A 16,990-nucleotide genomic window follows, 5' to 3' on the forward strand; every position below is an offset into this window, starting at 1 on the left:
TGCTTAGCCAAGCACGTCCGTGGCCTTGTGCGGATGCTCGACGCCGTCAACGAAGATCACATCGGAGTTCGAATTCCCTGTGCGCAGCGCAAGAATCGCTCGATAGGCCGGCGAATTGTACCAGTCCCGCACATGGTGCCTGTCCGGGAATTGGACGACGATCAGGTGCCCGGGTCAGCTGTTTTCGACGACCTCGACATCGCCGCCATGGACGACGAAACGCCCGCCAAACGGCGCCAGAGTGGCGTCTATCTTCTCTAGATACTCGACGATCCAGGGGCCCGGCGTGAGTTGGCACATATGGGCAACGGCGTAAGCGGTCATGATCCTGTTCCTTCATCGGTTGAAGCCGAACGGCGGCTTCGTGGGATCACCATGCAAAAATCCAGGTAGTCCAGTCGATTACCTCGGACGTCATCGGAACAAAGCCGTCCTCTTGGACCCTGCTGTCGGATCCGATAAGTCGATTTAGTTGCCATCAAACCGCAATGAGTGCGGAAAAGGCCCCGGTTTCGGCATTACTCGGCCGGCCTCGCGTGACACAAAGGTGGCTTTTTTGTAGCGTTGGCCGCAAATCAAAGGTGGGACAGGAAGATAGCCGTCAGACCATCCGACAAACGCCCAGATCCGACCGATGGTGGCAGCCCGATGTCGGGCCAGGACGCTCCGCTGATCTCGGTGATAACGCCGACGCACAATCGGCGCAGCCAGGTCGTGCGCGCGGCGGAAAGCGTTCTGGCGCAGACGCTGACCCGCTTCGAGCACATTGTGGTCGACGATGGCTCGACGGACGGAACGGCCGCCGCTCTTGCGGAAATCCGCGACCGCAGGCTCATCTATGTCGGCGCCAAATGGCGCGGCGCCAATGCAGCGCGCAATGCGGGAATAGAGCGCGCCCGGGCGCCTGTGGTGACTTTCCTCGATTCGGACGATGTTTATCTGCCGGACCGGCTGGAGCGGACGCTGGCGCACTTTGACGAGAACTCCTCGCTCGAGGTGCTGATCAGTTCGTTCCTGTCGCTGAAGGGGAACCGCAGCACCAAATGCATCAATCGTGGCGCTTTTCTCGACAAAAGCACGCTGCAGCGAGCCCTGGTCTCGCAGACCATTTTCATCGCCGGCTCGGCGATCACAGCGAGGCGCGAATCGCTGCTTGCGATCGGCGGCTACGACAGCGACATCGCGCGCATGCAAGACCGCGAATTGCTGTTGCGCTTTTCCCAGCGTAGCGGCGCCTTGCTGTCCGAGGACATCGACTGGAAGAAGTACAATTCGGAGAATTCGATCTCCGGCCGCCGCGACGGCTATGTCGAGGCCTATGCCAATCTGATCGACAAGCATCCCTATATCGCCGACCGCTATCCCGACGTTCCGCCTTATATGATTGCGCGGCAGATCATCGCCGATCTCCTCAAGGGCAGGTTGCCCCAGGCGTTTTCAGGCTACCATGCCAACCGGTCGTCCAAGTCGCTGGGCTACTCGCCGGCCGAACTCGTACGCGGCTATGTCGTCGGCCGCCGTTGGCGGCGCGACTGTTACGACGAGTTCCGCGCCAAATACGGTGCCCGGGCGGTTTAGTGCGTTGCACCGTTTCACGGAAACGGAGAAATGCCCTATCTCGTTTTACGCAATTCCGAACGGAAAACCGCTTCACACTTTTCCTGGAATTGCTCTCGTGTCCTCTATCTGTCGAGTTGGGGGAAATAGGGATCGGAGAAGCGCTGCCGCAAGCGCTCCCCCGACAGGCAATCGACGGGTGCCGTAGCGTCGACGTGCATGGGCCTGGCGTCGGTGAGACCGCTCACCTCCTGGATGAATTTACGACGGATGGCTGTCGAGAACTCCGATGCCGCATGGATCGGTAGCACGAAGGATCCTGGGCCGCCGGTCACGCAGTCGGCATAGTAGCTGTCCAGATGGCCGACGCTCGGCGATGGGCTGATCAGAATCGGCAGGCCGTTTATGACGATGCCTTTGGCCAAAGCGGCGTCGCGGGTCGCGGCGACCGGCAGTCCGGCATTGTTGGGGCCGTCGCCCGATATGTCGATGACCCGGCGCGGCGCCGAAAAGGCGTTTTTCTCCAGAAGCCCGGTGCCGAAGCCCAGCGCGCCAGAGATCGAGGTGCTGCGAAAGCTCCGGAACGGCCGGGAGGCAATCTTGTCGGCGAAAGCGTTGGCGCTGTCCTCGCCGTCAATGACCTGCCAGGCAATGACGCCGTCGTCGCGCACCACTCCTGCCCATTCAAAATAGGCAATTGCGATGCGGCCGTTCGTCCCCGAACGCACCGCGTTGATGAAATCGCGATGGCGCAGCGCCTCGACATAACCGGCGCGCTGCAGCGCGAACTCCTCCTCATCCATCGACTGGGAGATGTCGACGGCAAGCACCAGCTCCACGTCGACCGGCGTGCCGCCGTCAGGCGCGCGCAACGAAGCCGCCTCGGCGCAGGCGAAACAGGCAAGCAGGCTGAGCATCTCAAGCATGGCTGCAGGCGTTCTGTCGACGCCGGCGATTCTTCCCGGCGATCGCGGCAAAATATAGCTATTTCTTGCGGCGCGCCGCCTGGGGCGGCGGTTCGATTGCCCCGGCGCGGACGCGCGCCGGCTTGAGCGCCGAGCCGCCGCTGTCCTTGACGATGGTGAACGCCCTCGGAAAGAACTGGGTGTTGTGCAGGCCGCGCCCGATATTGAGGATTGCGGCATCCGGTAACCTGGCCTGCAACATCGCCAGTACGCGCCGCAGCGTCGCGCCGTCCAACGTATCCAGCGCCTCGTCGATGATAACCCATTTCGGCTTGCGCAGCGCCAGCCGTGCAAAAGCCAGCAGGCGCTGTTCGTCGTCCGCCAGCTCACGCTCCCAGCGAGCCGAGCGATCGAGCTGGGATGACAGGCGCTCCAAGCCAACCTCGCCGAGCACGGCCTTGATCTCGGAGTCGTCGATCTTGGCGCCCTCGGCGTGGTTCAGCACATCGCGCAGCGAACCGAGCGGGAAATAAGGCGTGCGCGGTACGAAGAATGGCTTCTCCCCGTCGGGCATGCCGATGCGGCCCCCTCCCCAGGGCCACAGGCCGGCAAGGGCGCGGAAGAACAGCGTCTTGCCGGCGCGCGGATCGCCGGTGATCATGACATGCTCGCCCGGATGGACTTCGACACTCGTCTCGGCAAGCCTGGTGCAGCCGTCGGGCGAGGCGACTTCAAGCTTGTCGAATGTCAGCTTGCCGTCCGGATTCTCGCCAAACTCGATCCGCTTTTCCTTGTCGTGCAGGATGTCCGTTTCACCAAGCGCGATGCGGAAGTCGGCGACGCGCATCAGCGTTGCCCGCCAGTCGGCGATAGCGCCGATATTGTTGATGAACCAGCGCAGTGAGGAATTCACCTGGTTGAAGGCGCCCACCGCCATCATCAGCCCGCCGAAGCTGATGTCGCCCGCAAAATAGACCGGCGCCGCCACCAGGATCGGGGCCACCACGGTGATCCAGCCATAGCCTTCGGTGACCCAGGAAAGGTTGATCTGGGCGCTGTAGATACGCCGCATGGCGCCAAGCACGGTGCCGAGGTCGAGCTCAAGCTGGCGCCTGGCATCGGCCTCGCCATGGGCAAGCGCGATCGCATCGACATTCTCGTTGACCCGGACCATCGAGGAGCGCAGCTCCGCCTCGCGGGTGTAACGGTCGCTGTTGAAGCGTATCAGCGGCCGGCCCACCAACCAGCTCAGCCAGGACGCGATGCCGGCATAGAGGATCGCGGCCCAGACCATGTAGCCCGGTATGGCGATCGAATGGCCGCCGATGTGGAAGACGAAGCCGGAAGAGAGCTGCCAGAGCACGCCGATAAAGGACGCCAGCAGAATGAAGGACTGCAGCAGGCCGACGCCAAGGTCGGTCGACAAATCCGACAGATGGGCGGCATCCTGCTGCATGCGCTGATCGGGATTGACACCGATGGCGCCGGCATGGGTGAGCCGGAAGGCCCGGGCCGGCCGCATCCATTCATCGATGAGGTCGAGCGTCAGCGCCTCGCGCAGCCTCAGCCGGATCATCTGGTTGAGCCAGGTCTGGCCGATATTGAGCACCAGCAGGCTGCCGGCGATTTCCGCAAAGATCATCAGTTGGTGCAGGAAGCCCGCCAGATCACGCCGCGCCAGCGCATCGTAGAAAGGCTGGTTCCATCGGTTGAGCAGAACCTGCCCGATCGAGGTCGCTATGATGACGGCGACGATGCCGACGCAGACCCAGGCAAGCGGCCAGCGCACGGGCGAGGTCTTCAGCGCCAGGCGTATCGTGGTCAGCTGGTCGGAAAGGCTGCTGGTCTCGATCGAGAACGTAGCCTGCTCGGCGCCTGGCTCGTAGTCCATTTGGTCAGCCATAAAGGAAATCCCTGATTTCGGACGCGACTAGCGAAGCCGCGCCGCGAAGCTTTCCCTCAGATAGGGTGGCGGTGGGGGTAAAGGACAAGGCGCGGTTCTGATCACGAACGCGTCACCCGTCGGGCGGCAGCGACGGTCGACTTGCGTCCAAGCCGCGTCGCGCCCTGGGGCGAGAAGACCGGCACGAAGACGCGGCGCGAGGCGCGCTGCGCGACCGGCACGCCCTGGTAGAGCCGTTTCTGCGCCTCGACGATGATGACACCCGAAAAGATCGGCCAGAACCGGCGGCCGGCCCGCTCCAGCACATTGTGGAACCGCATGACGAAACGCCGTGGCGACGGCGGGAAGAACAACGCATCGCTCCACGTCGCCGGGGTGAAGTTCGCCTCGCGCAGCAACTCGGTCAGCTGGCCGCGCGAGAACGGCCGGCCGTTGCCGAAGGGCGTGTGCTCGAAGCGGGCCCAGACGCCGCGCCGGTTGGGCACGACGATGACGACCCTGCCCGCAGGCGACAGCACGCGCCAGATCTCGTTCAGCGTCTCGCGCGGGTTTTCGGCATGTTCGAGCGAATGCACGAGCAGCACGCGATCGATGCAGGAATCGACCAGCGGCAGTTCCTCATCGAACACCAGTGCAGTCGCCGCCGGCCCGGTCGCCGGCCACACCACCGCGCCCTGCGTCGCCGGCATGAAAGCGAAGACACGCTCTGCATCGGTGCCGAAGCGTTCCAGCCACGGCAGCGTGTAGCCAAGCCCGACCAGTCGCTCGTTGGGCACGGTTGTCCATATGGACGACAGCGCCATGGTGATCGAATGCTCGGCCAGGCGGCCGAGCATGGACGAATAGAAGGAGCGCAGGTCGACGATGTCCGAATGCATGCGCGGGACGGTAGCCGCGATAAATGCCAAGTTCAACAAAGGCGCCAAGTTCGATGAACGCGGATGACATCGGCAGCCGGTCGCCCTATGTCTGCGGCGATAAATGGAGAAAGATGCCATGGCCGTCGAGATCGAGCAGTTCACGTGCCGCACCGACAATTTCGGCGTGCTGGTTCACGATCCCAAAAGCGGAGAGACGGCGATCATCGACGCGCCGGAAGAAGCGCCGATCCTGGCGGCGATCAAGCGCACCGGCTGGACGCCGACATTGATCCTCACCACGCACCATCATGCCGATCACGTCGAGGCCAATCTGGCGCTCAAGGAGCGCTTCAAGCTGCGCATCATCGGCCCGGAAGCCGAGAAGGCTAAGATTCCCGGTATCGACGAGACGGTCGGCCAAGGCTCGGTCGTGCGGCTTGGCGAGGAACGGATCGAGGTCATCGAGACGCCCGGCCATACCGCCGGCCATGTTTCCTACCACCTGCCGGCCTCGAAAGTGGCCTTCACCGCCGACACCTTGTTCGCGTTGGGTTGCGGCCGCCTGTTCGAATGCAAGCCGCCGGTGATGTATGAATCGCTGAAGAAGCTGGCGGCGCTGCCCGCGCAAACCGCCATCTATTGCGGGCACGAATACACTTTGGCCAATGCCCGCTTCGCGGTGACGATCGACCCGGGCAACCCGCTGCTCAGGCAGCGCGCGGCCAGGATCGAGGCGCTGCGCGCCGACAACAAGCCGACGCTGCCGACGACCATCGGCGAGGAACTGTCGACCAACCCGTTCCTGCGCTGGCACGACCCGGCGATCCGCAAGCATCTCGGCATGGAGAAAGCCAGCGACGCCGAGGTGTTTGCCGAAATCCGCAAGCGCAAGGATAATTTTTGAGCCATGTCGCCCGAAACTGTGCAGCGGTTTTGGGGTAATCACTTGCATCAACGCAAAGAATGCGAATGACGACCAGCGCCGCCGAGATCATCGCAACGCTTGGCCTCGAGCCGCACCCCGAGGGCGGCTGGTACGCCGAGACGTTTCGCGACGCCGGGGGTGGCCCGCGCGGTCATTCGACCGCGATCTATTTCCTGCTCGAGCAAGGCCAGCTTTCGGCATGGCATCGGGTGAAGGACGCGGCCGAGGTCTGGCACTTCTATGCCGGCGCGCCGCTGGCGCTGTCGATGCATGAGGAAGGCGCAAGCGGGGTCATCGAGCAGGTTCTGGGCGCAGCCCTTGCCGCGGGCGAGCGGCCGCAGATCGTCGTGCCGGCCGGCTGTTGGCAGTCGGCGCGCAGCTTAGGTGAATGGACGCTGGTCGGCTGCACCGTGGCGCCGGGCTTCGATTTTGCCGCCTTCGAACTGGCCGAGCCGGACTGGCAGCCAGAGAATGCCTAACTCGGCAGAAAACCCAGCGTGATCGCCAGCTGGGCGACGTAATAGAGCATCCAGACCGCATAGCGCATCCAAAGGCGCTGCGGCGAGATCGCCGCGAGCAGGAAGCGCTCGGTCGCCAGCAACCCGTCCGAAGCGATGAACAGCACCGCGCCGGCGATGACCCAAGCGCTGCCCGTGGTGAGCGCTGAAATGCCCATGGCGAGGATCGCCGCGACATAGACGGCGATCGGGATGCGCAGTTGCGGACCGACGCGGCGCCAGAGCGCGGCAAGCATGACGACGCTGAACGCGGCCATGGCCAGCGCGATCGCGCCTCGCCAGGATTCGGCGCCCAACAGTCGGAGCCCGCCGCCTGACCGCGCAAACAGCGCCACATAGGCGACGTGCCCGGCGAGGAAGCTCGTCAACCCGCCGAGAAAGGCCTTTTCGCCGTCGCGTGACAGGAAGGCGTCGCCGATAGCGCTCAAGCCCAGCGCCGCGACAAGCAGCAGCGGACCGCCCTGCATGGCGGCAAGCACGGCCAGCAAGGCGACGGCAAGCGTCTTTGCCGCCGTGCGCGTCCATTTCGGCGGCATGTCGAGCGCAAAGGCGTAGATCGCGGCCGCGACGAACGAGAACAGAAGCGTCGCGTTGGCGTTGGCCTCGATGCCGCCGGGAAATGGCATCATGCGTTGACCTCTTTTTCCACCGGCTTGCGCATCAGCAGCGACTTCGCGGCAAGCGCGGCACCCCCGGTGATGAGCACGCAGGCAGCGAGGATACGCAACGACGGCTCTGCGACACCGGCAGCGATCAGCACCAGCGTCGAGAGCAGCGGCGCCGCATAGCTCGCGGCGCCCAGCACCTGGATATTGCCGCGCTTGACGCCGATGTCCCAGGCATAGAAGGCTGCGCCGACGGGCATCAGGCCGAGCCCGATGACCGCCAGCCACTGTCTGGGGCCGTCGGGCAGCACGGTCTTCTCAAGCAGAAAATGACAGGCCAGCGACAGCACAGACGTCGCCAAGCAGAACCAGGTGACGATCGAGGTCGGCACCGACGGGAACCGCCGCGACAGAAGTGAATAGGACGACCACAACAGCGCGCAGACGGCGGCCATCGCGTAGCCGAAGGCATAACGCGCATCGAAGGCCAGCCCGCCGCCCTTGGTGACGATCAGGAAAGTGCCGGCAAGGCCAAGCAGCGCGCCGACGACATGGTTCCAGGCCAGCCGCTCGCCCGGCATCAGCGCGGAACCCAGCACGATCAGCAACGGCCACAGATAGGCGATCAGGCTCGCCTCGACCGCCGGTGCGTTGCGCAGCGCCGTGAAATAGAAGAAATGGTAGCCGAACAGGCCGGCTATGCCGATTACCCAGACCTGTGGCGGGATCTTCTCGCTGCGGTCGGGCGCCGGCATCACCAGCCGCGCAGCCAGGCCGACGCAGGTGCCGATGGCGAAGGTGATGGCCGACAGCAGGAAAGGCGGCACCTGCCCGGAAGCGTCGGTGAGCAACGCCAGCAACGCCCACATGGCGACCGCCGAAAACCCGATCAGTGTTGCGCGCCCCATATCTCCCCCGCCGGCGCACGGCGGCGCCTGACCTAATTTGCCGCTTCGAACCGGCCGGCGCTGATGGTCAGCGGACCGATCTGGGTCCCGACCGTGGCGCGGATCGGGGCATATACGCCGGATTGACCGACCGGTGCAAACGTCACCAGCATGCGGCTCTTGTCCTTGAGGTAATTCAGCGCCTTGCGCCCCTTGCGATAGCCAGCCACCGGCTCGAAGCCCATCTTGCAGGTCACCGTATCGCCCTTGTAGCCGGGCACCGAGATCGAGCCCTTGGAGGCATAGGTCAAGGTCAGGTCGGCGCGCATCTCGCCATCATAGAACTTGACCGTGCGTCCGCAGACCTTGTCCAGGCTGTCGGCGTGGATGACGGTCGCGGCCATTGGATCGAGCACCGATTTCAGGTCTCCGTCGCCGATCGGCACCCAGCTCTTCGGATCGCGCTTGCCTGGAGCGGGAACGACTTGCGTGGAGGAGACCGCGCCGTTGCTGAAGCGGATGTCGACCATCGAGGCCTTCTTGCCGGACGTGTAATCGGCCCTGAACACCTGCGGCGTCATCCGCTTGTCGGAAATGATGCCTTTCGACGAAATTGTGCCTTTCGTGTCGTCGAACAGCCTGCCGAGCCCGGCGGCGGAGACGGTGCCGTCGATGGCGTAGGTATCGCCCACATAGCGGCTGGAAAAGGTCGCCCTGGCGATCGACAGGCCGAGATAGGACACCGTATATTCGCCCTTGAAGGATTGCGGGGCCGTGGCGGCGAAGCTTGTTGCCGGCACGGCAAGGGCAAGAAGGGCGGCGAATGCGTGAGATGGACGGAGCATGGCGGCTGGCGAATCCCTGGCGGTTCGGCCGGAACGCAACGGCTCCAGCCTGGCATATCCCTTCGCGAAGGGCTTATAGTGTGAAATCCGGCCTTTATATGGAGCGCGACAGACAGCCGGCGACGTGCCGGAGCTTGACGCAGTGGTGAAATGCCACTATGGAACGCCAACTTTTCCAAAGGCCGCCTGACCGAGACCGCGCGCCGCCTGGCGCGGGCAGAATGGTTTGGCAGGTTTAGAAACTGAAGGTTAGACAAATGTCCCGCACCTGCGAACTCACTGCCAAGGCAGTCCAGACCGGCAACAATGTGAGCCACGCCAACAACAAGACCAAGCGTCGCTTCCTGCCGAACCTGGTCAATGTGACGCTGATTTCCGAAGCGCTGAACCAGAACGTTCGGCTGCGCATTTCGGCCAACGCGCTGCGTTCGGTCGAGCATCGCGGCGGCCTCGACGCCTTCCTGGTCAAGGCCGACGTCAAGGAATTGTCGCAGCGCGCTCGTCTGCTGAAGAAGCAGATTGCCAAGAAGCTTGCCGAGCAGTCCGCCGCTTAAAGCAGCGTTCGGGCGGGGACGACCGCCTCGGGCACCGGCCATATCCGTTGCCCGAATAAGAGCGAGCGTCGGCACGACGTTCGGCTGGTTCCATTACCCAGGATAAAAAAATGAACTTCCTGACGCGATACCTGCCCTTCGTGGCCGCCATGGCGCTTGTCGTCGTGGCGTCGAATATCCTCGTGCAGTTCCCGATGCAGGGCCAGGTCGGCGGCCTGTCGCTGGCGGACCTGCTGACCTGGGGCGCCTTCACCTATCCTTTCTCCTTCCTGGTCACCGACCTCGCCAACCGCCGCTACGGCCCGGCCGTAGCGCGCAAGGTTGTGTTCGTCGGCTTCATGACCGCGGTGACCTGCTCGATCCTGGTCCCGCCCTTCCTGTTCCGTCATGGCCTGATCGAGTTCGAGACCGCCGCTGACCGGCTGGTGCGCATCGCGGCCGCTTCCGGCGCCGCCTTCCTCACCGCACAATTGCTCGACGTCACCGTCTTCAACCGGCTGCGCCGGCAGAGCTGGTGGCGCGCGCCGATCGTCGGCACGCTGGTCGGCTCGGTGTTCGACACGGTCGTCTTCTTCGGCGTCGCCTTTTCCGCCGCCTTCGCCTTTGCCGGCCCCAATGACGGTTTCGCGCTGGAGTCAGCGCCGCTGATGGGGGTGCTGCCGGTCGAGACGATGCGCTGGGTCTCCTGGGCGCTTGGCGACCTTTCGGTCAAGCTGATCATCGCCGTGGTGGCGCTGATCCCCTACCGGCTGCTTGCCGCTCGCTGGAGCCAGCCGGCATTGGCGGCCAGTGCATGATCCCAAAAAGTGGGAACCGGTTTTTGGAGAAGGTCATGCTCCAAACAGAACGAGAGAGCATGATCCCGAGAAGCGGAACCAGGCCGTGATCCCCTGGGTTCAGCTCGATTCAGCCCGCACGCCCGATGGCGGCCAAGAACTGCGCCTGAAGCAGCGCGGCACTGAGTTTTCGATCATGCTCGGCGCCAACGAGCTGATGAACAGCCGCCTCAGCGGCTCGGAGGAGGCGCTCGCCAGGTTTTCCTGCGAGCGAATCGCCGAACGCAAGCGGCCAGGCATTCTCATCGGCGGGCTCGGCATGGGCTTCACCTTGCGCGCCGCTCTCGCCGCGCTCGAGGAGGACGCCGCCGTCACGGTCGCGGAGCTTGTCCCAGCGGTCGTCGCCTGGGCGCGCGGCCCGATGTCGACGATCTTCGGCGGCTGCCTCGACGATCCTCGCGTCACCGTTCGCGAGGGCGATGTCGGCCAGCTGATAAGGGCGCAGAAAGCCGCTTGGGACGCCATCCTGCTCGACGTCGACAATGGTCCCGAGGGCATCGTCTACAGGGGCAATGACTCACTCTATGACGCGGCCGGGCTGGCCGCCGCGCGTGCCGCATTGAAGCCAGGCGGCGTGCTGGCGGTCTGGTCGCAGGGGCCGGACAGCGGCTTCACCCGGCGACTGAAGCAGGCAGGCTTCGCGGTCGAGGAGGTCAACACGCGCGCCCACGGCAAGCGCGGCGCGCGCCACATGATCTGGATTGCAGCCAAAGGGCCCTGAGCCGACAGGATTGCCACGGCCGCTTTACGCTTTGTTACGGCTGATGGTGGAGGATCGCGGAGGCTCCCAAGGCATTGCAACCACCATGACCGTGCGCGCCACCGGTTGGAAAAATGATCTCCTGCTTGCGGCATGCGCCACCCTGGTGGTGCTGACGATCAACGTTGTCTCCGGTTTCCCCTCGCTTCGCGATTATGGCGCGGACAATGACAGCATGCTGCGGCTGGTCGAGGTCCGCGACCTGCTTGCCGGCCAGGGCTGGTTCGATCTCCATCAATACAGGATGGGCACGGCGGGCGGCTTCCTCATGCACTGGTCCCGGCTCGTGGATGCGCCGCTCGCATTGCTTGTCATGGCCTTCGATGCGCTGGGCGCCAGCACCGCCACCGCCGAACGCGCCGCGCAGATCATCTGGCCGACCGCGCTCTATGGACTGACCATATTCGTGCTCATGCGCGCCTCGCGGCGCTACGCCGGCGCCGACGTCGCGATGCCCTCGCTCATCCTGTCGACGGCAGCGCTGTTCTACCTGGTGATCTACAGCCCCGGCGTGATTGATCATCACAATGTCCAGCTGCTGCTGACGGCGGCCGGCCTCTGGCTGCTGATGGAAGCGCCCTCCTGGCGGCCTGCCGCCCTGCTTTCAGGCATTTGCGCCGGCTTGACGCTCACTGTCGGTATGGAGACCGCTCCCTATGTGGCGACGCTCGGCATCTGCGCGGCGGTCCTGTTCGTCCTCGACGATAAGGAGCGCGCCACCGCGCGAGGCTTCGGCCTTGGATTTGCCGGCATCGCCTTGATGGTCTTCGTGGCGACCATCCGGCCGTCCGACTGGGGCGTCGCTCAGTGTGACGCCTTCTCATCCTTCCAGTTCGCGGTTGCGGCACTTTCCGGCTTCGGCCTCGCGATCGCCGGCGCGTTGCCCACGTCGACGGCGAGGGCCAGGCTTGTCTCGATGCTGGCGCTGGCGGTGATGGTCGCGGCCGTGGCGGTCGTGTTCTTCCCGCAATGCCTGGGGTCACCCTATGCGGGCATGGACGAACGCATTCGCACCTATTGGCTGGCCGACGTGGTCGAAGCGCAGCCCTTCTGGAGCGTCGCCATCCACCAGCCAAAGCTGATGGCGGCGCGCTATGTGACGCCCTTCATCGCCATGCTGCTGATCGGCTTTCAGCTGCGAAGCCGTCGCCTGCGCCGCGAGGAGATGCTCGCCGCCATCCTGCTTGTCGTCGCCTTCGGCGTCAGCCTCTGGCAGGTGCGCGGCTCGACCTTCTCGGTTGCCTTCGCCGTGCTGCCGCTCTCGGCCTGGATCGCGAAGATCCGTTACAGGGCAAGCACCGCGCCCTCATGGCGCATCTCCATGGGCATTGTCATGGCGTGGCTGGTCTCGCTCAATGCGACCTGGGCCGGGGTCGCGGTGGCGGCGCAATCCGTTATCCAGAAGGCGCCGCAGCGGATCAATTCTGATCCCGACCATGCCGTGACCTGCGGCAAGCCGGCCGACTTCCAGGATCTGGCCGCCCTGCCCGCGACGACGGTGCTTGCCTCGTCCAATCTCGGCTCGGGGATATTGATGTTCACCGGCCACCGGGCGCTGGCCGGCCCTTACCACCGCAATGTGGCCGGCAACCTCGCCATGCTCGACGCCTTCATGGGTGCCCCGGACGCTGCCCGCGCCGTCATTGCGCGCGAGCGCGTCGGACTGGTCGCGATCTGCCGCGGCAACACAGAAGAGATATCGCTGGGCCTGGACGCGCCGGATGGCCTTGCCGCGGCGTTGCTGCGGGGCGACGTGCCGGCATGGCTTGAACTCGACCAGACGACCGCGGGGAAGCCGATCGAGATCTACAAGGTCCGTTGAATATCGGCTTGCGGCCAAATCAGCATTGTCGCCGGATGCCTTGCCCTTGCTTTGCGTCGATGCAACATCACCTCGTGATTTGGAAACCGCGATTGAAGTCAGTCCGTGGATCATTGCAATCCAGCCTGCGCTTTGGTTAGCATTCCGCGCGGTCAGCGATATATCTATTCAAGAAATTTGTGTGCAGGGTTCTTTGGGATGGGGAAAGGTTATCCATGTCGGCCATAGACGGCGCGGCGACGGCGTCAGCCAAACAAATGCTGCAGCATGTTGTCTCCCACATGGTGGAGGCGGTGGACCGCGCCACCTTCGTGGAAAAGCCGTTCTGGCATCTGGAAATGACCGATGTCTTCCCGGCGGACCTCTATCGGCGCATGCGCGCCGCCATGCCGGAGGCGCGCGAATATCGTGCGCTCAAGGGCCGCAACAATGTGAACATCAAGGCCGATGGCACCGCGACGCGGATCAAGATCGACCTCTACCCGGAATATATCCGCCATCTGCCGGCTGAGAAACGGGCCGTCTGGGCCTTGGTCGGCAAGGCATTGCATGCGTCGGAATTGAAGGACGCCTTCATGCGCCGCCTTGCCCCGGGCCTGGAGCGCCGGTTCGGCTCGGACTTCATGAAGGTCGGCATGTATCCGGTGCCGATGCTGACGCGCGACGTGGCGGGCTACAAGATCGGGTTCCACACCGACACGAAATGGAAGGGCATTACGGTCCAGTTCTATTTGCCGGAGGATGACTCGATCAACCATATCGGCACCCGCTTCGCCGAGCGCATGCCGGACGGGCGCTTCGAGAATTCGCACCGGATGTCGTTTTCGCCGAACACGGGCTACGCCTTTGCGGTCGGCACCGACACCTGGCATGCGGTCGACACCATCGGACCGGAAGTCCGCACCCGCGACAGCATCCTTCACACCTATTTCGTCGACAACACCGCGACGCTCAAGATCCGCAACCGCAGCAAGCGCGCCGCCAATTTCGTGATGAACGAAGTCCGCCACGTCGGCCGGTAACCTCGCAGCGCTCGCCGTCGGCAAAGCCGAAACCCCTCAGTCCTGGTGCAGGATGAATTCCAGGTAGAGGTTGCGCTGCAGGATCGAATGGTTGTCGTCGGATATCAGCGACAGCATCGTCGCGCCATCATCGCGGGTCCAGACGTCGAGACCTTCCATATTCTCGACTGGTAGCCCATGCCGGCCTCCATCAGCACAGGCCCATCGGCGAGCGCACCCTTCTCGACGCTACCGCCATAGATGCGCCGCAGCCGCATCTTCACCCCGCGCGCGATCGAGAAGCTGCGCTCCAAGCAGCAGGTCGCCGTCCGGCAGGAAGGCACCGTCGGTAATGTGGAAATCGCCGTTGCGCTTGATGGTGAAGACGCCTTTGTGCGGCCCTTCGATGATAGCGGCGTAGACATTGCTTGATATGTCGAGACTCCTTTCCGAAACCACGACCAGGCCGCCCGCGTGCTGCCGATAAGGATTGGCGTGGGCGACGGTCTCGAAGCCGCGGTTCTGGCGCAGCTCCCTGGCGGGGACCAGGCAATCGAGCTGCCTGACCGGCGCTTTCATATTGTCGGGATCAATCTTGAACTGGGCGACGCGCTGGTCGCGCTCGAAGCCGACGGTGGCGACGCCGTCCTTCACCGCGAACCCTTCCGCGTCGACCTCCCACTTCCGGTCGATCGGCCGGCCCGAAGCGTCGACCATCTGCTGCATCCGGAAATTCTTGACGCCCGAGGGGCGCTTGTCGGCGTCTGTATAATCATGCCGAAGAACCAGAAGCCGGTGTCGGCAACCCCGATGAAGTCGCGCCCCGCCTTGAGAAAGCGAAGCGCCGACAGCGCGCCGAAATCGCGCGCAGGCGAGGTCATCTCCAGCCCGCCGACGAATTCGAACGGCCCGAACCGCGTCTCGTCGTGGCCGGTATGGAACTGGGTGATCGGCCGCGCCGAAATCTAGACGGTCTCGACGGATGCACTCTAGGCGGCGATGGCCGGCGAGGCGCAGGTCAGCACGCAGGCGACGAGCGTCCGCCGCAATGCCGCGCCGAAAAGATCATCCGGCGCGCCGCAAACCGCCGCGGCGCGTGTCGCGCGCGCTTTCCTCGCCGAACAGCGAGGCGAGCTGCTCGGTCATGGCGCCGGCCAGTTCCTCTGCATCGACGATGGTGACGGCGCGGCGATAATAGCGCGTGACGTCATGGCCGATGCCGATCGCCAAGAGTTCGACCGGCGAGCGCGTCTCGATCAGCTCGATGACCGCCCGCAGATGGCGCTCCAGATAGTTGCCCGGATTGACCGAGAGCGTCGAATCGTCGACCGGCGCTCCGTCCGAGATCATCATCAGGATCTTGCGCTGCTCGGGCCGGCCGATCAGCCGGTTATGCGCCCAAAGCAGCGCCTCGCCGTCGATATTTTCCTTGAGCAGGCCCTCGCGCATCATCAGCCCGAGATTGCGCCGCGCGCGCCGCCATGGATGGTCGGCGGACTTGTAGATGATGTGGCGCAGATCGTTGAGCCGTCCGGGATTGGGGGGCTTGCCGTCTTTCAGCCATTTCTCGCGAGCCTGCCCGCCTTTCCACGCCCGCGTGGTGAAGCCGAGGATTTCGACCGAAACGCCGCAGCGCTCCAGCGTGCGCGCCAGGATGTCGGCGCAGGTCGCCGCGACCGTAATTGGCCGGCCGCGCATCGAGCCAGAATTGTCGAGCACCAGCGACACCACCGTGTCGCGGAACTTGGTGTCGCGCTCCTGCTTGAAGGAGAGCGGCTGCATCGGATCGATGACGACGCGCACCAGCCGCGCCGGATCGAGATAGCCTTCTTCGAGATCGAAATCCCAGGAACGGTTCTGCTGCGCCATCAGCCGGCGCTGCAGCCGGTTGGCGAGCCGCCCGACGACGCCCGACAGGTTGGCCAGCTGCTTGTCGAGGAAGGCGCGCAGCCGGTCGAGCTCCTCTTCCTCGCAAAGGTCCTCGGCCCCCACCGTCTCGTCGAAGGCGGTGGTGAAGACCTTGTAGTCGATCTCCTTCGGCAGGTTGAGGAACGGGTTGTCGTTGCGCTTTGCCTCGCCCGGCGTCTCGGCGTCGGAATCATCGTCGTCGGAGAGGTCGTCGGATGTGGCGTCGGTCGCCTCCGTCTCGGCCGACTCTTCCTCGTCGGCGGAAGCTTCGGCATCTTCCGACTGAGACTGCTCCGAGCCTGAATCCTCCTCGCCGCCTTCCTCGCTCTGTTCCTCGCCCTGCTGCTCGTTCTCTTCGTTTTCCTCGGAATCGTCGGTTTCCTGGTCGTCGCCGAGTTCCTCGGCCATCTCCATGGAAACGAGCATGTCGCGCACGACGCGGGCAAAGGCCTGCTGGTCCTCCAGCTTGGCGGATAGGCCGTCGAGGTCGCCACCCGCCTTTTCCTCGACCCAGGGGCGCCAGAGATCGACGAGCCGCTCCGCGCTCTTCGGCACGGGCCGGCCGGTGAGTTTTTCGCGCACGATCAGCGCGATCGCTTCTTCCAGCGGCGCGTCGGCCTTGTCCCTGACGTCGACGAGATTCGCCTTGGTGTATTTGTCCTCGAGCATCGAGCCGATATTGTCGGCCACGCCCTGCATGGCGCGGCTGCCGATCGCCTCGACGCGCGCCTGCTCGACCGCGTCGAAGATGGATCTCGCGAGCTTCCCTTCCGGCGCCAGCTTGTTGTGGATGCGCTGATCGTGGCAGGCGCGCTTCAGCGCCATGGAATCGCCGATGCCGCGGGTGATTGCGATGTCGTTACGGGAGGCCTTCTTAGGCAGCTCGGGCAGCCGGGCGCGATTTCCCGCCAGAGCCGGCCGGTCCTTGGCGAAGCCGACCTCGAGATCCTTGTCGCCGGCGACGGCGCGCATGCATACGGTGACGGCGCGCTTGAAGCTGTCCGCTTCAGACCCGTTCCTCGGCTTGTTGCGCGTGTTGTCGCCTGGACCCGCCATTGATCATTCCCTGCGCGTTTCATGCTGAAAGGCTGGAGGCCTTTCAGC

Annotated in this window: 16 protein-coding genes and 2 pseudogenes; 9 read left to right on the plus strand and 9 right to left on the minus strand. The window is 64.3% G+C overall.

Going from position 1 to position 16,990, the window contains the following annotated elements; genetic code table 11:
* Positions 1-3: 3 nt before the first annotated feature.
* Positions 4-324: pseudogene (locus tag P9272_RS24170) on the minus strand (DUF1330 domain-containing protein).
* A 324-nt stretch (positions 325-648) separates the two neighbouring features.
* On the opposite strand from P9272_RS24170, the gene P9272_RS24175 reads away from it, so the two are divergent.
* The gene (locus P9272_RS24175; RefSeq protein WP_278162477.1) at positions 649-1,578 is read left to right on the plus strand and encodes a glycosyltransferase family A protein; all 930 of its coding nucleotides are present in this window, start codon (positions 649-651) and stop codon (positions 1,576-1,578) included.
* 104 nt (positions 1,579-1,682) lie between these two features.
* Here P9272_RS24175 and P9272_RS24180 read toward each other — a convergent pair whose 3' ends face one another.
* The 3 genes from P9272_RS24180 to P9272_RS24190 form a co-directional block, all read right to left on the minus strand.
* The gene (locus P9272_RS24180; protein ID WP_278162478.1) at positions 1,683-2,483 is read right to left on the minus strand and encodes a DUF1194 domain-containing protein; all 801 of its coding nucleotides are present in this window, start codon (positions 2,481-2,483) and stop codon (positions 1,683-1,685) included.
* A 58-nt stretch (positions 2,484-2,541) separates the two neighbouring features.
* Positions 2,542-4,365 carry an ABC transporter ATP-binding protein/permease gene (locus tag P9272_RS24185; protein WP_278162479.1) on the minus strand — a complete coding sequence of 608 codons (1,824 nt, stop codon included), beginning with the start codon at positions 4,363-4,365 and terminating at the stop codon, positions 2,542-2,544.
* Positions 4,366-4,466: 101 nt separating this feature from the next.
* Positions 4,467-5,243 carry a methyltransferase domain-containing protein gene (locus tag P9272_RS24190; RefSeq protein ID WP_128259864.1) on the minus strand — a complete coding sequence of 259 codons (777 nt, stop codon included), beginning with the start codon at positions 5,241-5,243 and terminating at the stop codon, positions 4,467-4,469.
* A 118-nt stretch (positions 5,244-5,361) separates the two neighbouring features.
* Here P9272_RS24190 and gloB point away from each other — a divergent pair, with 118 nt between their 5' ends.
* Positions 5,362-6,129 carry a hydroxyacylglutathione hydrolase gene (gloB, locus tag P9272_RS24195; RefSeq protein ID WP_128259833.1) on the plus strand — a complete coding sequence of 256 codons (768 nt, stop codon included), beginning with the start codon at positions 5,362-5,364 and terminating at the stop codon, positions 6,127-6,129.
* A gap of 65 nt (positions 6,130-6,194) precedes the next feature.
* A complete protein-coding gene (locus P9272_RS24200) occupies positions 6,195-6,629 on the plus strand; it encodes a cupin domain-containing protein (RefSeq protein WP_128259834.1) in 435 nt (144 codons plus the stop codon).
* Here the strand turns inward: P9272_RS24200 and P9272_RS24205 are convergent.
* Genes P9272_RS24205 through P9272_RS24215 form a run of 3 tightly spaced genes read right to left on the minus strand, consistent with a single transcriptional unit; the run spans position 6,626 to position 9,005 of the window.
* Positions 6,626-7,297 (minus strand): lysoplasmalogenase family protein, encoded by a 672-nt coding sequence (locus P9272_RS24205; protein ID WP_278162481.1) that lies wholly within the window; start codon positions 7,295-7,297, stop codon positions 6,626-6,628. The two genes, P9272_RS24200 and P9272_RS24205, sit on opposite strands and share 4 nt — an antisense overlap.
* A complete protein-coding gene (locus P9272_RS24210; RefSeq protein WP_278162482.1) occupies positions 7,294-8,181 on the minus strand; it encodes an EamA family transporter in 888 nt (295 codons plus the stop codon). The genes P9272_RS24205 and P9272_RS24210 overlap by 4 nt, the downstream gene beginning before the upstream one ends.
* A gap of 32 nt (positions 8,182-8,213) precedes the next feature.
* Positions 8,214-9,005, minus strand: a complete 792-nt coding sequence (locus P9272_RS24215) for a DUF3108 domain-containing protein (RefSeq protein ID WP_278162483.1) — start codon at positions 9,003-9,005, stop codon at positions 8,214-8,216.
* A 257-nt stretch (positions 9,006-9,262) separates the two neighbouring features.
* Between P9272_RS24215 and rpmB the strand changes: the two genes are divergently transcribed.
* The 5 genes from rpmB (at position 9,263) to P9272_RS24240 (ending at position 13,999) form a co-directional block, all read left to right on the plus strand.
* A complete protein-coding gene (gene rpmB, locus P9272_RS24220) occupies positions 9,263-9,559 on the plus strand; it encodes a 50S ribosomal protein L28 (RefSeq protein ID WP_040989302.1) in 297 nt (98 codons plus the stop codon).
* Between the two features lie 110 nt (positions 9,560-9,669).
* The gene (locus P9272_RS24225; protein WP_278162484.1) at positions 9,670-10,356 is read left to right on the plus strand and encodes a queuosine precursor transporter; all 687 of its coding nucleotides are present in this window, start codon (positions 9,670-9,672) and stop codon (positions 10,354-10,356) included.
* Between the two features lie 85 nt (positions 10,357-10,441).
* On the plus strand, positions 10,442-11,116 hold the full coding sequence (locus P9272_RS24230) for a hypothetical protein (RefSeq protein WP_278162485.1): 675 nt from the start codon (positions 10,442-10,444) through the stop codon (positions 11,114-11,116).
* Positions 11,117-11,201: 85 nt separating this feature from the next.
* Positions 11,202-12,977 (plus strand): GtrA family protein, encoded by a 1,776-nt coding sequence (locus tag P9272_RS24235; RefSeq protein WP_278162486.1) that lies wholly within the window; start codon positions 11,202-11,204, stop codon positions 12,975-12,977.
* A 215-nt stretch (positions 12,978-13,192) separates the two neighbouring features.
* Positions 13,193-13,999 (plus strand): hypothetical protein, encoded by an 807-nt coding sequence (locus P9272_RS24240; RefSeq protein WP_278162487.1) that lies wholly within the window; start codon positions 13,193-13,195, stop codon positions 13,997-13,999.
* Positions 14,000-14,035: 36 nt separating this feature from the next.
* Here P9272_RS24240 and P9272_RS24245 read toward each other — a convergent pair.
* Positions 14,036-14,767, minus strand: a pseudogene (locus P9272_RS24245) (esterase-like activity of phytase family protein).
* On the opposite strand from P9272_RS24245, the gene P9272_RS36095 reads away from it, so the two are divergent.
* Complete coding sequence (locus P9272_RS36095; RefSeq protein ID WP_347404063.1) at positions 14,753-14,947, plus strand: hypothetical protein; 195 nt, start codon at positions 14,753-14,755, stop codon at positions 14,945-14,947. The pseudogene P9272_RS24245 and the gene P9272_RS36095 overlap by 15 nt on opposite strands.
* Positions 14,948-15,043: 96 nt before the next feature.
* On the opposite strand, the gene cobT is transcribed toward P9272_RS36095, so the two are convergent.
* Positions 15,044-16,942, minus strand: a complete 1,899-nt coding sequence (gene cobT / locus P9272_RS24250) for a cobaltochelatase subunit CobT (protein WP_278162488.1) — start codon at positions 16,940-16,942, stop codon at positions 15,044-15,046.
* Positions 16,943-16,990 lie beyond the last annotated feature (48 nt).

The sequence above is a fragment of the Mesorhizobium sp. WSM4976 genome (assembly GCF_029625685.1).
In the GTDB taxonomy this organism is placed as follows: Bacteria; Pseudomonadota; Alphaproteobacteria; order Rhizobiales; family Rhizobiaceae; genus Mesorhizobium.

What these genes read in the sequence shown, in the direction of transcription:
- P9272_RS24185 (WP_278162479.1), bottom strand. Translation starts at nt 4,365, where the DNA reads ATGGCTGACCAAATGGACTACGAGCCAGGCGCCGAGCAGGCTACGTTC.
- P9272_RS24200 (WP_128259834.1), top strand. Translation starts at nt 6,195, where the DNA reads ATGACGACCAGCGCCGCCGAGATCATCGCAACGCTTGGCCTCGAGCCG.
- P9272_RS24190 (WP_128259864.1), bottom strand. Translation starts at nt 5,243, where the DNA reads ATGCATTCGGACATCGTCGACCTGCGCTCCTTCTATTCGTCCATGCTC.
- P9272_RS24175 (WP_278162477.1), top strand. Translation starts at nt 649, where the DNA reads ATGTCGGGCCAGGACGCTCCGCTGATCTCGGTGATAACGCCGACGCAC.
- cobT (WP_278162488.1), bottom strand. Translation starts at nt 16,942, where the DNA reads ATGGCGGGTCCAGGCGACAACACGCGCAACAAGCCGAGGAACGGGTCT.
- P9272_RS24240 (WP_278162487.1), top strand. Translation starts at nt 13,193, where the DNA reads ATGTCGGCCATAGACGGCGCGGCGACGGCGTCAGCCAAACAAATGCTG.
- P9272_RS24205 (WP_278162481.1), bottom strand. Translation starts at nt 7,297, where the DNA reads ATGATGCCATTTCCCGGCGGCATCGAGGCCAACGCCAACGCGACGCTT.
- rpmB (WP_040989302.1), top strand. Translation starts at nt 9,263, where the DNA reads ATGTCCCGCACCTGCGAACTCACTGCCAAGGCAGTCCAGACCGGCAAC.
- P9272_RS24210 (WP_278162482.1), bottom strand. Translation starts at nt 8,181, where the DNA reads ATGGGGCGCGCAACACTGATCGGGTTTTCGGCGGTCGCCATGTGGGCG.
- P9272_RS24225 (WP_278162484.1), top strand. Translation starts at nt 9,670, where the DNA reads ATGAACTTCCTGACGCGATACCTGCCCTTCGTGGCCGCCATGGCGCTT.
- P9272_RS24235 (WP_278162486.1), top strand. Translation starts at nt 11,202, where the DNA reads ATGACCGTGCGCGCCACCGGTTGGAAAAATGATCTCCTGCTTGCGGCA.
- P9272_RS24215 (WP_278162483.1), bottom strand. Translation starts at nt 9,005, where the DNA reads ATGCTCCGTCCATCTCACGCATTCGCCGCCCTTCTTGCCCTTGCCGTG.
- P9272_RS36095 (WP_347404063.1), top strand. Translation starts at nt 14,753, where the DNA reads ATGCCGAAGAACCAGAAGCCGGTGTCGGCAACCCCGATGAAGTCGCGC.
- P9272_RS24180 (WP_278162478.1), bottom strand. Translation starts at nt 2,483, where the DNA reads ATGCTTGAGATGCTCAGCCTGCTTGCCTGTTTCGCCTGCGCCGAGGCG.
- gloB (WP_128259833.1), top strand. Translation starts at nt 5,362, where the DNA reads ATGGCCGTCGAGATCGAGCAGTTCACGTGCCGCACCGACAATTTCGGC.